At 63.0% G+C, this 15,017-nt stretch carries 13 protein-coding genes and 1 pseudogene; 4 read left to right on the top strand and 10 right to left on the bottom strand.

Features of this window, described 5'->3' with window-relative positions:
• Positions 1-86: 86 nt before the first annotated feature.
• Positions 87-797 (bottom strand): DUF899 family protein, encoded by a 711-nt coding sequence (locus B0G77_RS36340; RefSeq protein WP_133667027.1) that lies wholly within the window; start codon positions 795-797, stop codon positions 87-89.
• Positions 798-851: 54 nt separating this feature from the next.
• The gene (locus B0G77_RS36345; protein ID WP_133666580.1) at positions 852-1,511 is read right to left on the bottom strand and encodes a glutathione S-transferase family protein; all 660 of its coding nucleotides are present in this window, start codon (positions 1,509-1,511) and stop codon (positions 852-854) included.
• Between the two features lie 592 nt (positions 1,512-2,103).
• On the opposite strand from B0G77_RS36345, the gene B0G77_RS36350 reads away from it, so the two are divergent.
• Both B0G77_RS36350 and B0G77_RS36355 read left to right on the top strand, forming a co-directional pair.
• Positions 2,104-2,484 carry an SHOCT domain-containing protein gene (locus tag B0G77_RS36350; RefSeq protein WP_133666581.1) on the top strand — a complete coding sequence of 127 codons (381 nt, stop codon included), beginning with the start codon at positions 2,104-2,106 and terminating at the stop codon, positions 2,482-2,484.
• 340 nt (positions 2,485-2,824) lie between these two features.
• Positions 2,825-3,265, top strand: coding sequence for a hypothetical protein (locus B0G77_RS36355; protein WP_243751353.1), 441 nt, complete (start codon positions 2,825-2,827; stop codon positions 3,263-3,265).
• A gap of 65 nt (positions 3,266-3,330) precedes the next feature.
• Here the strand turns inward: B0G77_RS36355 and B0G77_RS36360 are convergent, their stop codons facing one another.
• On the bottom strand, positions 3,331-3,711 hold the full coding sequence (locus B0G77_RS36360; RefSeq protein WP_133666582.1) for a nucleotide pyrophosphohydrolase: 381 nt from the start codon (positions 3,709-3,711) through the stop codon (positions 3,331-3,333).
• Between the two features lie 266 nt (positions 3,712-3,977).
• Here B0G77_RS36360 and B0G77_RS36365 point away from each other — a divergent pair, with 266 nt between their 5' ends.
• The gene (locus B0G77_RS36365; RefSeq protein ID WP_133666583.1) at positions 3,978-6,095 is read left to right on the top strand and encodes a D-(-)-3-hydroxybutyrate oligomer hydrolase; all 2,118 of its coding nucleotides are present in this window, start codon (positions 3,978-3,980) and stop codon (positions 6,093-6,095) included.
• Positions 6,096-6,171: 76 nt separating this feature from the next.
• Positions 6,172-6,348: pseudogene (locus tag B0G77_RS45640) on the top strand (LysR family transcriptional regulator); the annotation flags it as partial.
• 178 nt (positions 6,349-6,526) lie between these two features.
• On the opposite strand, the gene B0G77_RS36375 reads toward B0G77_RS45640, so the two are convergent.
• The 7 genes from B0G77_RS36375 to potA form a co-directional block, all read right to left on the bottom strand.
• Complete coding sequence (locus B0G77_RS36375) at positions 6,527-7,537, bottom strand: DUF2891 domain-containing protein (protein ID WP_133666584.1); 1,011 nt, start codon at positions 7,535-7,537, stop codon at positions 6,527-6,529.
• Positions 7,538-7,653: 116 nt separating this feature from the next.
• The gene (locus tag B0G77_RS36380; protein WP_133666585.1) at positions 7,654-8,961 is read right to left on the bottom strand and encodes an FAD-binding oxidoreductase; all 1,308 of its coding nucleotides are present in this window, start codon (positions 8,959-8,961) and stop codon (positions 7,654-7,656) included.
• Positions 8,961-10,253 (bottom strand): FAD-binding oxidoreductase, encoded by a 1,293-nt coding sequence (locus B0G77_RS36385; RefSeq protein ID WP_133667029.1) that lies wholly within the window; start codon positions 10,251-10,253, stop codon positions 8,961-8,963. The genes B0G77_RS36380 and B0G77_RS36385 overlap by 1 nt, the downstream gene beginning before the upstream one ends.
• Before the next feature lie 70 nt (positions 10,254-10,323).
• Positions 10,324-11,904 carry a DUF3138 family protein gene (locus B0G77_RS36390; RefSeq protein ID WP_133666586.1) on the bottom strand — a complete coding sequence of 527 codons (1,581 nt, stop codon included), beginning with the start codon at positions 11,902-11,904 and terminating at the stop codon, positions 10,324-10,326.
• A gap of 38 nt (positions 11,905-11,942) precedes the next feature.
• Entirely contained in the window at positions 11,943-12,854 is a 912-nt protein-coding gene (locus B0G77_RS36395; protein ID WP_133666587.1) for an ABC transporter permease subunit, read from the bottom strand.
• Positions 12,851-13,822 (bottom strand): ABC transporter permease subunit, encoded by a 972-nt coding sequence (locus B0G77_RS36400; RefSeq protein WP_133666588.1) that lies wholly within the window; start codon positions 13,820-13,822, stop codon positions 12,851-12,853. The genes B0G77_RS36395 and B0G77_RS36400 overlap by 4 nt, the downstream gene beginning before the upstream one ends.
• Entirely contained in the window at positions 13,819-14,973 is a 1,155-nt protein-coding gene (gene potA, locus B0G77_RS36405) for a polyamine ABC transporter ATP-binding protein (RefSeq protein WP_133666589.1), read from the bottom strand. The genes B0G77_RS36400 and potA overlap by 4 nt, the downstream gene beginning before the upstream one ends.
• Positions 14,974-15,017: the final 44 nt, after the last annotated feature.

The raw sequence follows: 15,017 nt of genomic DNA on the forward strand, positions 1-15,017 counted from the left end.
ACCCTCCGCGGTCGGCCTGTAGATTGTGCGAACACTCTATGCCGACCGGGAGGAGGCAGCAAGTGCCGTGGCCCGGCGAATGTGCGTTAGTCCCGGTAGTCGAGTTTCGGGTACCAGTTGGCGTCTCGCCCTTCGGGCGTCATGTCGAGGATGGTCCAGATCGGCATCAGGTCGGGTGCGCCGCGCGGGTCCTGGCCGGGGTCCGCGGTTTCGAAGCCCATTTCACCGCTCCAGAAGTGACAGATGACGCCGTCGCGACGGGTAAAGACCGTGATGGCCGCGTCGTCGCCGCCGTCTTTGGTCAGCGCATGGTAGTCGCGGCTGTAGCGGCCGTCGGTATCGGAATAGAGCTTGATATCGCGCCAGCCGCGCTCCTTGCCGAACGCGAGGAGGCGCTCGATGGGCGAGCGCGCGACGACGGCCAGCGCCACGCGCTGTTCGATGTCGCGCGCTTCACCGTTCCAGGCGCCCAGCAACGACGTGCACATCGGGCAGGGCCGCTCGCGCTGCGGGCCGAACATGAAACTGTAGACGACGAGGGTCGGCTTGTCGCCGAAAAGGCCAGCGAGATCGAGCGGGCCGGCTTCGCCCTGGAAGCGGTAGTCGACAGTCACCTTGCCGCCGGGCGGTAGGGCGCGACGCTGTTCGGCGACACGTTCGATGTGCCGCCGTAGTTCGATTTCTTCGGCGAGCAGTGCGTTGCGTGCGCGGCGGTATGCGTCGCTTTCGTTCGGGAGGGTCATGCTGTTGCGCCTGGCGAGTTCGGTGGCGGGAACGAAGGGCGGGACGGGTGTCATCATCAGTCTCCTGGAGTGGGCGAATCAACGGCGCTCAATGGTGCTTAGGTGCGCTCAATCTCGATCTGGCGCGCCAAGCGGGAATAGCGGGCGATACGGCCGCGCTTCGTTGACGGCGCGTGCAAATGACGGGCGCTCGAGCAGTCGTTGCCGGTAGGCGATCACGTGCGGGAACGATGGGGCGATGCGATGCGTCCAGTCGGCATAGAACAGCGATGGCGCGGCGCCGCAATCAGCCAGACTGAAGTCGTCACCGGCCGCCCACTCACGGCCGGCCATGATCCCGTCGAGCCAGCCGTAAGCGGTGTCTAGCATCGCGCGCGCCTCGGCGACGCCGCGCGCGTCGCGCTCCGACTCCGGGCGCAGGCTGTCGTACACGATCTTCTGCTGCGGCGTCGAGATGTAGTTGTCAAAGAAGCGGTCCATGGTGCGAACGTCCAGCGCGGCTCGGGCATCCGCGGGCAAAAGCCTCACCGGCCCCGGATGGTGCAGGCCAAGATGCTCGATGATGATGCTCGCCTCGATCACCGTGCGACCGGCGTCCACGAGCACGGGAAAGCGCTTGAGCGGCCAAAGCGCGGAGAATTCTTCCACTATTTGCGGGTTATCGTGCGACAGCAGGCGCCACTCGAACGGCGTGTCGTTTTCGTACAGCGCAACCAGAACCTTTTGACAGTATGAGGAAAAAGGGTGGGCGTAGAGCCTGGGTTTCATCGGGTTTTACCTCAGTGGAAAAGGAGGCACAGCCGTGCCTGAAGGAGGCGTTCCATGCAGAGGGAGCCGGCTGGAAGCACCGCTTTACCTGACGACGAACGAGCCCGGACGAAATCGACATCCGGCTGGGAATATTTTTGGAGCGGCTTCCGCTGCACGCCTGGCCGTTTGTGACAAACGCGTCACAGGAGAGGTTCGGGTCAGGATGAAACCCCGACGCCGGCAAAGAATTCCGTCCCCCCTTTTGGGGCGCAGAGGTCCCGCGGTGGGTCGAAGGAGGATCGGTTTGTCTGAAGTGCGGATGCTTGCGGCAAAGTCGCAGACGAGAGAATGGTGGATGCATATTGCATTGCCCGAATTCGCTTTAAACGACGTTTCGATATCTTCATTGCCGTGTTCACCTATGCTGGCGTGCCCCCGACACAGAATTTATCAGCCGGTTTGATTAGCTTTTCTAAGTGACGTGCGAAAAGAACCTATAATTGCGTGGCAATTCGAATGATGATGCACGTTGTTGTGCTACGGCCTGTAATGAAGGATGCATCGGCACGCTGATTATTTCAATCGCAAGCGGAATAACGGGAGAACGACAATGCTATTTTCAGGTGGCTTTACATTCACCAATTTTGTGGTCGACATCTTTTCCGTGTTCATGTTTATCTTGTGGTTCTGGCTGCTCATCACCGTATCGAGCGACCTGTTCCGCCGCCACGATGTGTCGGGATTTGGCAAGGTGCTATGGGTCATTCTGTTGATTCTGTTGCCTTATATCGGCATTTTTGCGTACCTCTTGACGCAGGGGCGTGGCATGGCTGAGCGCAACGAAGCGCGAGCGAAACAGGCTCGCGATGAATTGCGTCAGGTCGTCGGTTTCAGTGCTGCCGACGAGATCGAAAAGCTTGACCGCCTGAAGTCGACAGGGGCGATTTCGGAAGACGAGTACGCGCGGCTGAGAGCCCGGGTCGTGCAGTAGCCCGGGAAGCGCCTTGCGCCGGACGGCAGGTATTCGAGCCGCGTCGTCCGGCCACTGCCTGTGCGTGCCGGCACTCGGTGCGCTTCGTCCCGGATGGCACTCACGCCGGCCCGCTGGAAGACGAACCTCCAGCGGTGGAGTCGACGGCGATTGTTAACGTCACCGAAACGCAGTGTTCATCACATGCTGGCTGATCTTGCGTCCGGCATCCGCCATACTTCCAGCTTTCGGCCTACGCGTCGAATATGAGGTGCGTGGGCCTGTCCGACAGATGGCAGGCCGGTTTTCGGGCGCGTGATGCGTTCTCGCGACACGGCTTGCGACCGCATGGAAGTCTTCAATGAAGAGCGAGATCTATCTTCGCACCCGAGCCGAAAGTGAGCGTTTTCAGTTGCTAACGGGCGTAGAGCAGGCAGGCGCGGCGTGTATCCCGGATGAACGAACGACGGGCATGACCGCGTTCGCGAAGTCGGCGTTGGCTGCGCGCCACAGGGTGACGCGGCTCGTCTCGGCCATTGTTGCCGGGGCGTTCCTGCTAGGCGGTTGTGCAACCGCCAGCAGCGTAGTCGCGACGGACAAGCCCGACGTCTTCAAGGTGACGGCAAACGCCCGCGGCGGGCACCTCGCGTGGGCGCGCGCGCACGAGGCCGCGCTCGCCCAGGCCGATGCCTGGTGCGCACAGCGCGGCATGCGAAGCAGCGTCAAACTCGAAACGACGAGCGGCGTGCGGATGCTTGACGAGCACGACTCCGAACTCGCCTTCGAGTGTCATCCGAAATAAGTCGCAAAGGGCAAGTCTGAACTGTCCAGGCGTCGGTGTCGCGGCGGACGTCCCGGTTGATCGTCTCATTGCTTTCCGTCTTTGTACTCGGAGTATTTTCGCGAGTCGCCGCGCACTTTATCGGCTGGGTACTTCGCCCGATTGAGGGCCATCTTTTCCAGCACAGCCTGAAAGAGATTGACATCCATCTTGTCCGCGAGGCGAACGAGGTACACCAGCACGTCGGCCATCTCGTGCCGGATGGCGGTCAGCTTCGCTTCGTCCAGTTCGCTTTTGTCGCCCGAGACAAGCCATTGAAAAGGTTCGAGCAACTCGCTCGCTTCTACGCTGAGCGCTGTGGCCAGGTTCTTTGGGGTGTGGAATTTGTCCCAGTCGCGCTCGCTCACGAACTGACGAACGAGTTCGCGCAGTTCCATCAGGTCGTTTCTCTGTTCAACCTTCGTCATGCCGCTCCCTGCTGCAGATCTGAAATGATTGACACCGCCTGCACGACGGGCATGCCGACCGCGCAAACCTTCATTGTATCCGGGGCCCCGACGTTCTAATGTCTATTGACGCCGTGACCCGACGTTCCCAGACGGCCGCCCTTTGCACTGTACGGTCGGCCGAACTCGCCCCACCCGGGACGCTGGCAGGCCACGCCAGGTGTTCCGCATTCATCTGGAAGACGGGCGGTGAGCGGCGCATCCGAAGAACAGACAAGGAGAAACCGATGAGAGACAAATCGACCGCAACCCGGCGTGCAGCGGTATTGCTCAGTGCCGCGCTAGTGGGTGCAGTACTCGTCCCCGGCGCGTGGGCCGACGATCACGACGGTGGGCGGCCCGCCCTGAATCGCCTGCCGTCGTTCGTCGTGGCAAGCAGCCTCAGGACCACCACGTATGACGGCGTCAGCGACGATCTGCTGACAGCCGGCCTTGGCAAGACGGGGCTCGCAGGCGCGGCACCCGCTATTGCAAACCCGGCGAGCCCGACGGCAGCCGAGTTGCGGCGGCTCGCGATCTGGACGAATTACCGCGCGCTCGTCGACATAAAGCCGAGCGGTGGTTACGGTCGTCTCTGGGGGCCCAATGTTGATCTGACCGGGAATGACACGCTTGGCGAGGGAAAAATCGCCGGCACCGAATACCTGGCGTATGCCGATGACGGCCGTGGCCGGCAGAACGTCAGCCTGCTGGTTCAGGTGCCGGCGAGCTTCGATCCGGCGAACCCGTGCATTGTCACGGCGACATCATCGGGTTCGCGCGGGGTCTACGGCGCGATATCGGCGGCTGGCGAGTGGGGACTCAAGCGCGGCTGTGCGGTCGCCTATACCGACAAGGGCACCGGCAATGGAGCCCACGAACTGATGACCGGTCTCGTCACGCTGATTGATGGCCGCCTCGCCGATGCCGCCGCCGCCGGGGGCAGCAGTCTCTTCACCGCCAGAGTGCCCGCAGGCAGCCTGGCGACCTACAATCAGGCGTTTCCGAACCGCTATGCGTTCAAGCATGCACATTCGCAGCAGAACCCGGAAGAGGACTGGGGCAGGGACACGCTCGCGGCTGTGCAGTTCGCGTACTGGGCGTTGAACCAGCAGTTTGCGCCGCGCGTCGGCCCGTCGAATCACGGCGTGCGCTACCGGCAGGGCAGCATCACGACGATCGCGGCGTCTGTGAGCAACGGCGGTGGCGCGTCGCTCGAGGCCGCCGAGCAGGATACGGGAGGGTGGATCACGGCGGTAGTGGTCGGCGAGCCACAGGTCAACGTCCGGATGCCCGACAACGCGCAGGTGATCGAGGGCGGCCAGCGTATCGCCGCGGCCGGCAAACCGCTGGCGGACTACATGACGCTCGCCAACCTGCTCCAGCCATGCGCCGCACTCGCGGAGGCGGCCTCGGGCGCTCCGTATCTGACGGCGTTGCCCACCGCGACAACGTCGGCCATCCGCCAGGCCCGCTGCGCTTCGCTGGCAGCGGCAGGCTACATACACGGCACCGACACGCAAACCCAGGCGAACGACGCGCTCACGTTGCTGCACGAGGCAGGTTATGAAGCCGATTCCGATCTCCTGCACGCACCCATGTGGGACTCGCAGGCCGTGCCGGCCGTCGCCGTCACGTACGCCGATGCGTACACGAGGTCGAGCGTGATCGACAACCTTTGCGGCTTCAGCTTCGGCACGACGAACCCTTCAGGCGCAGCGGGCGTGACACCAGCCGTCTCGCCGATGCTGACCGTGTTCGCGCTGGGCAACGGTGTGCCGCCGACCAACGGCATCAGTCTCGTCTACAACGTCACGCCGCCAGGGGGGGCCGACCACCGGCTCGCGACAGCCGATGCAAGCTTCGCGGGTGCGGCATGCGTACGCAGGCTATGGACAGGTAGGGACTCGCGCATGCTGGCGAGTGTCGAGGCGATCCGCGTGAATGCAAACCTGCATGGCAAGCCCGCGATCATCGTTCAGGGCCGCAGCGATGCACTCGTGCCGGTGAATCATGCGTCGCGCGCGTATCTTGCGGCAAACAGCGTGAGGGAAGGCTCGCGCAGCCAGCTGTCGTTCTACGAGGTGACGAACGGACAGCATTTCGACGCGTTCCTCGGCGTGTCCGGCTTTGACTCACGCTTCGTGCCGGTCCACTACTACAACATCCAGGCGCTCAACCTGATGTGGAGCCACCTGAAGAACGGCACGCCGCTACCGCCGTCGCAGGTGATCCGCACGGTGCCGCGCGGCGTCACGGCGAGCGGTGTGCCCGAGTTGAGCGTGGCGAACCTGCCGGCCATCGTGGCGAACCCCGGCAGCAATGCGATCGGCGTGAACCGCGGGGTGGTGAACGTACCGCACTAAAGACGCGTTGCGCCATTCACAGCGATACGTGGACTGTGACGAACGAACGGGCCGCCGAACGCGGCCCGCCGCAAATATCCACTTTTTGTCGTGCTGCGCCTCGTCCGCGGTCAGCCGGCGCATCGCGGAGATCGAGGCATTGGTCGGCCTGCCCGTGATCCAGCGGCAGTCGCGCGGCGTGACGGTCACACCGGTAGGCGAAACCGTGCTGCGTTACGCGCAAACGATCATCGCGAACATCGAACGGATGAGCGACCGGCGTGTTCGTCTTTATTGCGGGTGCGATGCTGATCGTAATGGCCGTGATCGGTCTGATGGGGCCGCGCACCAAAGGGCGGGCGCTGGAGACGATTTCGCGCTAGCGCCCGGTAGCCGGGTCGCGCAACCGGACAGGCGGATGCCCCAGGCTGGGACCGTCCGCTTTTGTTTTTCTACGCTTCCAGCGCAAGCAGCGCGAAGGTCGCGAGCCAATGTTCGCCCATGTAGTCGCCCGCGACGTGCGCGAGTGCCACGCCGAGATGCGTGTCCGCCGCTTCGCGCAGGACGGCGACACGCGCATCGCCATCGGGCAGCGCACGCGCAATGGACCGCTGGCACCACGCACGGCTCAGATTGAGGCCGTCGAGGTGCGCAATCTTGCCGTCGCTGCGATCGGTGACGGTGGCTGGCAGGAATAGCGTGGCCGGTTCGCGTCGGGCAACGTCGGGCAGGAAACGGCCGAACCACTCGACGAATTCCGTGGGCTGCAACACGCGGTGCATCAACTCGGCTTCCATCAGCGACGGCGACAGGAATTCGTCGCCGGCCGGCTCCCACGCCTGGCACCCCGCGTCATTCAGATACCAGCGCTTCGCCGTTTCGACGATCAGGCCGGCGAGCGAATCGCGTGAGGTCTGGCGCGCGAAGTCGAGTGACAGCGCGAGTGCAAACGCCATGTTGAAGTGCGTGCCGACGCGCAACGGGTACGTTGCCTTCGGCAAAAACTCCTCGAAGCGCTCGACGAAGGTGTCCGTCAGCGGCGCGATCGTTTGCGTCCAGCGCTGGGCCTGCGGCAGTTTCATCGACTGCACCTGCGCGGCAAGCGCAAGCAGCCAGGCCCAGCCGTACGGCCGTTCAAAGCCGCGATTGTGGGGCAGATCCAGATACACACGTTCGCCGGCGACATTCCTCTCCGTGAAATGTTCTTCAACGACCGCGATGATGCGATCCGCCTCAGGCAGGTCCGGAAAGCGATCGATCAGGCGCAGCACGAGCCAGTAGCCGTGCACGCACGAATGCCAGTCGTAGCTGCCGTAAAAGATCGGATGGAGCGCGCGTGGACCCTGCACGTCCTGCGGACCGGCAAGCGAATGGGTGAGCTTGTTCGGATACTCGCGCGTGAGGTGGTCGAGCGCCAGCGCAGCGAATTTCGACGCTATGGCGGAGGTCAGTTGGGTAGTCATTGGCGTATCGTCAGGAAACGGTCCATGAAGGCCTGCGGCAAGGATCATGCTGCTGCCGCAGGCAGTGAACCATTGTGCCTCGATTACGCCCTGGTTGTCGTCACACTGGCAGCCGCTCAGAACAGTTCGCGAATCCGGTGATACAGCATGCCGAGTTCGAGCGCCGGGCCGCGAAACGCCGGCCCGCCAGGAAAACGCGCATGCCTAAGTTTCGCAAAGAGATCGAAGGCGCCGGTCTCGCCCGCCATCGCCTGCGCGACGACGCGCCCTGCAACGCCCGTCAATGCCACACCATGTCCGGAAAAGCCCTGCACGTAGTAGTAGTTCGAATCGATCGAACCAAAATCCGGCGCGCGATTGCGCGTGACATCGACAAAGCCGCCCCACGCGAATTCGATCTTGACGTCGGATAGTTGCGGAAAGACGCCCGTCATCCGTTGGCGGATCTCTTCCCCGAGCTGCGCGGGCGATGCGCCGGTGGAACTGGCGCGGCCGCCGAACAGCAGGCGATGGTCTGCGGCGACGCGGTAGTAGTCGAGAAAGAAATTGTTGTCGCACACGGCAGCGCGTCCCGCTATCAGCGAATTTGCGCGCTCGCGGCCGAGCGGCTCGGTCGCGACGATGTAGGAAGCGATCGGCGCAATGCGCGAAGCGACTTCGGCGGGCAGCACGTCGCCGAGTGTTGCGTTGCCGCAGGCAGCGACGAAGCGGCAGCGCACTTCTCCCGTCGCGGTGCGGACGACGGGGCGCGAGCCGCGTACCACTTCCAGCACCGGCGAATGCGCAAAGAGCTGCGCGCCTTCAAGCCGCGCAGCATCGGCGAGACCGAGGCAATATTTGAGCGGGTGCAGATGGCCCGAAAGCGGATCGTAGACGCCCGCGAGATAGTTGCGCGACGCAATGCGCGCGCGTATCGCGTCGGTGTCGAGCCATGACAGATTCCCATAGCCCCAGCGGGACGAAGCAGCTTCCATCCACGCGCGCAGATCCGGCACGCGCTTGGGCTTCGTCGCAACGGTCAGATAGCCGGGCGTGAAATCGCAGTCGATGCCGTAGCGCGCGATTCGCTCGCGCACGAGTGCCACGCCTTCGACCGACATGGCCCAGGCGGCGCGCGCGCCGTCGAGACCGAGCTGCTTTTCGATGACTTCATCTTTCGCAAAACCGACGAGCGTCTGCCCGCCGTTGCGTCCCGATGCGCCCCAGCCCGGACGATGGGCGTCGACGACGATCACCGACAGGCCGCGTGCCCGGCATTCGAGCGCGACGGAAAGGCCCGCAAAACCCGCGCCGATCACGCAGACGTCGGCTTCATGGATGCCGTCGAGCATCGGGTCGTCCGCGAGCGGCCGGCTGGCTGTCGCTTCGTAGTAAGAGTCGCGCGCGAGCGCGTCGGCGCGGCGGTCGAGACTGTCGTTGGTCATCACAGCAGATCCTTCATCCGATACCAGGCCATCGCGAGCACGAGGGCAGGGGTACGCAGTGTATCGCCACCGGGGAAATCGCGGTGCGGGATCTTGCCGAAGAGATCGAAGCGAGCCGCCTGCCCGTCGATCGCTTCCGCGATCAGCTTGCCCGCGAGCCCCGTCGTGTTGACGCCGTGCCCCGAGAAACCCTGCGCGAAGTAGACGGTGGGCGAAAGGCGTCCGAAATGCGGCGCCCGATTCATCGTGATATCGACAAAACCGCCCCACACATAGTCGATTTTGACATCGGCGAGTTGCGGAAAGGTCTTCAGCATATCGCTGCGCATGGCTTGTGCCAGATTTCGCGGCGCAAGCTTCGAGTAACTGACCTTGCCGCCCCACAGCAGGCGGCGATCCTTCGACGGCCGGAAATAGTCAAGCACAAAACGGCTGTCGCAGACTGCAGCCTGCGCGGGCATCAAGGCGTTGGCGCGCGCTTCATCGAGCGGCTCGGTCGCGACGACGTAGGTGCCGACCGGCATGATCTTGCGCGCGACGGCGGGCGCAAGCGAGCCGAGATACGTATTGCATGCGAGCACAACGAACTTCGCATGCACCTTGCCGCGGGCGCTTTCGACGACGTGCCGCCCACCTTCGGCGCGCAGTGCGGTGACGCAGCTGTCTTCGAAGATGCGCGCGCCAGCAGCGACGGCGGCGCGAGCGAGGCCGAGCGTGTAATTGAGCGGATGAAGATGACCGCTGTCCGGGTCGAACAATCCGCCCAGGTAGCGCGACGATTGCACATAGTGCGACATCGCGTTGCCGTCCACATACTTGAAACGGTCGTAGCCGAAACGCCTTGCAGCTTCGTCGCGCCATTGCTGCAACGCTTCGACGTCCCGCGGCTTGTTCGCCGCGGTGAGGTAACCGGGGGTCAACGCGCAGTCGATCTGGTGTCTCTCGACCCGCTCCCTGACGATATCGAGTGTTTCCGCGCCCATATCCCAGACGCGTTTTACGTCGTCGGCGGGCAGGTACTTCGCGAACGTATCGATGTCGCACGCGAAGCCGCCGATCAGCTGGCCGCCGTTGCGGCCGCTCGCGGCCCAGCCGACCTTCGATGCTTCGAGGACCGCGACGGAATGGCCGCGTTCTGCGAGATTGAGCGCGGCGGAGATGCCGGTCAGCCCGGCGCCGATCACGCAGACGTCCACCGTGATGGAATCGTCGAGCGCGGGATGGCGGGTTGTGTCGTTGACGGTGGCCGCGTAGTACGACGCGGCGTGGGGCTGGTTCGAAAGCCTGAGCATAGGCAGGAAGGACAGGATGGGCCGAAACATCGCGCCTTGAAAACCGGGCGCGATGTTTCGGCGTGCAGCGTTAGAACGAGTAGATGAACTGCGTGGCGAGCAGGTCGTTGGACTTGCCGTACGAACCGTCGTTACGCAGGAACACCTTGTTGTTGGCCCAGTCGTGGCGATATTCCACCTTGACCTGGATCTGCTGGGTCGGATAGAACAGCAGGTCGAGTGCGACGTCCTGACGGTTCGCGCCCTTGCATTCGAAGCCGAGGCCGCCGTTCGCCTGCGAGTTCGCCAGACAGTCAGCGCCGATGCCGAAGCCGTTGGCGGTATCCATGCCGTTCGAGTTCAGCGCGATGCCACCGCCACCGCCGCCGTTCTTGCTGTCAGCGAGGTAGTCATAGCGCAGCGTTGCACCCATCCGCCCGATGCCCTCGAGGTTGAACTTGCGGTGGGCGAGCAGCGAGATACCGTACCACTGTGCCTGGCCACCGTTGAAGGCCGCATGGTCCTGCTGACCGTAGTCGACTTCGGCGTTGTACTGCACGTCCGCCAACGTATACGTGAGGTCGACCTCGCCGAAGAGGAACGCGCCATAGGCGCTAGGCGCCTGGCCGCCGACACCGAATGCGGTGGTGTTCGTCGCCGCGTTGAACGCGCTCGGGAGTGTCTGCCGGCCAATGTTGAACGAGCCGCCGATATCCAGCGCGCTCGACCACGTGTAGTCCGTACGTGCCGTGAAGGTCGGTACCTTGTTGCTGGTCGTGATCGGGTCGCCCAACGCATTGACGCCCGTCTGCGTGATCGAGCCGAACGTACGATACTGCTCGTTGCCGAGGAAGAACTTCGAGGCCCAGTTACCCTTGGTGTAGTTCGCGCCGATACCGACATAGCTGCCCGGATCGGAGAAGTCATACAGCAGGTTGTGCGTCAGCGTCAGCATCTGGTTGGACTGCTGCACTTCGTAGCCGCCGAAGCTTGGGATCAGACCGGCGACGAAGGTCGCTTCCGCCGTCATCGGCACGTTGACCACGGCCGTGTTCAGGATGTTGTTGCCGATCTCGCCGTGCGAATTCTGCAGCAACGTGATGCCGTTGCCGCGGTTCGGCATCAACGTGACTTCCGCCGACGGCGCCATCGGGCCTACGCCGAAGGTCTTCTTGATGTCGAGGTAGAGGTCGCCGAACGTGCTGTTGTAGTACGTGTAGGCGTTTTCGTGGTTCGCGAACAGGAACGACGAGGAACTTTGCGCACGGTTGTAGACGTAGGTCGGATCGATATAGCCCGTCACCGAAAGACCTGCGATCGGCCCGGTATTGGCCGCGTCTTCAAGCGAATCGACCTTCAACTGCTGGTTCGCGATCTGCTGCTTCATCGCGGTTACTTCGTCGTTGGTCAACGTTGCCTGAGCCTTGCCGTATTCAGGCGAAGTGATGTCCAGCGGCGCTGCCGCGACCGGCGCAGCGACAGGCGCCACCGGGGCCGCCGCTGTTGCAGCGGCCTTCGGCTTGCTGGCCACCTCTGCGCGCAGCTGCTTGACTTCTTTTTGCAGCGCGTTGAGCTGGGCCTGCAGGGCCTTGATCTGGTCGCTGGTGGCATCTGCCATGGCAAGGCCAGGCAGACTCCCCGCCACCAGCAGACAGATGAGTTTCTTTCTCATGCAAATTTCTCCTTGTTGGTCGTATTGCAAAGAACTTCTTATGCTTTTGCCGTATCGAGTGACTGCCGTACGGTGGCGGGTTGCGGTACTGCGGGACTGGCATCGGCTGGTTCGGCCTGGGCGAACGCGATCTGCATGTCACGGGTGCGCTTGCGCTCGCGTGCCAGCATCCACTTGTTGACGGCGATCACCCCGATCGTCACCGCAGCGATAAAGATGGTGGCGAGCGCATTCATCTCCGGATTCAGGCCGAGCCGCACGCGCGAGAAGACGACGAGCGGCAGCGTCGTGGAGCCGGGGCCGGAGAGGAACGCGGACAGCACGAGGTCATCGATCGACAGCGTGAACGACAGCAACCAGCCCGACATCAGCGCCTGCGAAATCAACGGCAGCGTGATCAGGAAGAACACCTTGAGCGGCGTGGCGCCGAGATCAAGCGCCGCCTCTTCGAGCGACCGGTTCATTTCCTTGACGCGCGACTGCACGATGATCGCCACATAGGACACGCACAGCATCACGTGGCCGATCCAGATCGTCAGCACGCCGCGGCCTCTTGGCCAGCCGAGCATCTGTTCGAGCGCGACGAACAGCAGCAGCAGCGAGATGCCCTGGATCACCTCGGGAATCACGAGCGGCGCGTTGATCATCCCGGCGAAGAACGTAAAGCCGCGAAACCTGCCGAAGCGCGCCAGCACGAAGCCCGCCCAGGTGCCGATCACGACCGACGCACACGCCGTCAACAAGCCGATCTTGAGCGACAGCCAGGCGGCGGTCAGCAGTTCATCGTCCTGCAGCAGCGCCGCGTACCACTTCAGCGAGAAGCCGGACCAGACCGTGACGAGTTTCGATTCATTGAATGAGTAGACGACGAGGCTGAAGATCGGGATGTAAAGAAACAGGAACCCGAGCGTCAGCACACCGGCGGAAAGGGGTTTGTTTGGCTTGATCATTTTGTGCCCTCCAGCTCCTTCACCTGGTAGTACTGGAAGACGGCCATCGGCACCAGCAACAGCAGCACCATCGCCACCGTCACCGCGGAAGCCATTGGCCAGTCCATATTGTTGAAGAACTCATCCCACATCACGCGGCCGATCATCAGCGTGTCGGCGCCACCCAACAGTTCAGGAATCACGTACTCGCCCACCGCCGGAATGAACACCAGCAGGCTGCCCGCGATGATCCCGTTCTTCGACAGCGGCAACGTAATGCGGGTAAAGGCGGTCCATGGCTTCGCGCCGAGGTCGTACGCGGCTTCGAGCAGCGTCAGATCCATCTTCACGAGGTGCGCGTACAGCGGCATCACCATGAACGGCAGGTACGAATAGACCATGCCGATATAGACGCCAATATCAGTGTGGTACAGCCGCAACGGCGAGTGGATCAGACCGATGGAGATCAGTGTGTGATTGAGCAGACCGTCGTCTTTCAGAATGCCGATCCACGCATAGACGCGGATCAAAAACGACGTCCAGAACGGCAGCATCACACCCATCATCAGCAGGTTGCGTGTCTGCGGTTCCGAGCGCGCGATGTAGTACGCAATCAGGTAACCGATCAGCAGGCAGCAGATGGTTGAGACCGCAGCCATCTTCAGCGAACTGATGTAGGTCGCGATATACAGGTCGTCCTGCAGCAGGAACGCGTAGTGACTCAGCTGGATGGCGAAATGCACGACGCCGTCCTTGATGGTCACGAGTTCCGAGTAGGGCGGAATGCCCATGCGCAGGTCCGCGAAGCTGATCTTCAGCACCAGCACGAACGGTAACGCGAAGAAGACCGTCAGCCACAGGAAGGGCACGCCGATGACGGTCGTGCGGCCAGAGGGCACGAAGCGCGAGAGAAACGCGCGCAGCGCGACGAAGCGCGGATTCGCGGGGGCTGCACCAGGCAGCACGGAGGTGGGGGCAGGCGTTCTCATTGCGTCAGCACCACGCCGCTTGCGGGCGACCAGGAGACGAAGACATCGTCGTTGTAGGCGGGCGCACCTTCGTTCATCAGGTACGAACTGGAGAGATTCGACATCACGGTTTTGCCGCTGGGCAGGCGCACGTGATAGAGCGAATAGCTGCCCATGTAGGCGACATCCGAGACCACGCCGCGGGCCCAGTTGTGCGGCGAGGCGGGACGCTCGCGTGACACCCTGACGCGCTCCGGGCGCACCGAGATGCCCACCGGCATGCCAAGCGGCCCGGTGATGCCGTGGCTCACGTACATGCGGGCTTCGAGGTCTTCGCTTTCGACGAAGATGTGATCCGGCTCGTCTTCCACGACGAGGCCCTCGAACAGATTGGTCGAACCGATGAATTCGGCCGAGAAGCGGCTGTTCGGAAATTCATAGACCTGGCTGGGCGAGCCGATCTGCACGATGCGGCCTTCGCTCATGACGGCAAGGCGGCTTGCCATCGTCATCGCTTCTTCCTGATCGTGCGTGACCATCACGCAGGTGACATCGACCTTCTCGATAATGTTGACCAGTTCGAGCTGGGTCTTCTGGCGGATCTTTTTATCCAGCGCGGACATCGGTTCATCGAGCAGCAGCAGCTTCGGCCGCTTGACCAGCGAGCGGGCGAGCGCCACGCGCTGCTGCTGGCCGCCGGAGAGCTGATGCGGCTTGCGCTGCGCATACCTGCTCATCTGCACCAGATGGAGCGCATCGCCCACGCGCTCCCTGATCTCGTTCTTCGGCGTGCCTTCCTGCTTGAGGCCGAACGCCACGTTGGCCTCGACGCTCATGTGCGGAAACAGCGCGTACGACTGGAACATCATGTTCACGGGCCGTCGGTAGGGCGGCAGCGAGGCGAGGTCTTCGCCATCGACGAAGATCTTGCCGGAGGTCGCGGTCTCCAGTCCCGCGAGCATGCGCAGCAGGGTCGACTTGCCGCAGCCGGAGCTGCCGAGCAACGCGAAGAGTTCGTTCTTCGCGATCGTCAGGTTGACGTTGTCGACCGCGGTGCTGTCGCCGAATTTCTTCACGACGTTTTCGATGCGGACGAATTCGTCCGGCTTCTTTGCCGTCGCGGCCGTGTTGCGGGCCACCGGAGTGGCGCTGAGAGTGGGTGTCAAGTTCATGGTGGTGCCATTCCGTGCGGATCGCAGGCGTAAGCGTCCCCGTG

The organism is Paraburkholderia sp. BL10I2N1, assembly GCF_004361815.1.
Taxonomy (GTDB): Bacteria; Pseudomonadota; Gammaproteobacteria; order Burkholderiales; family Burkholderiaceae; genus Paraburkholderia.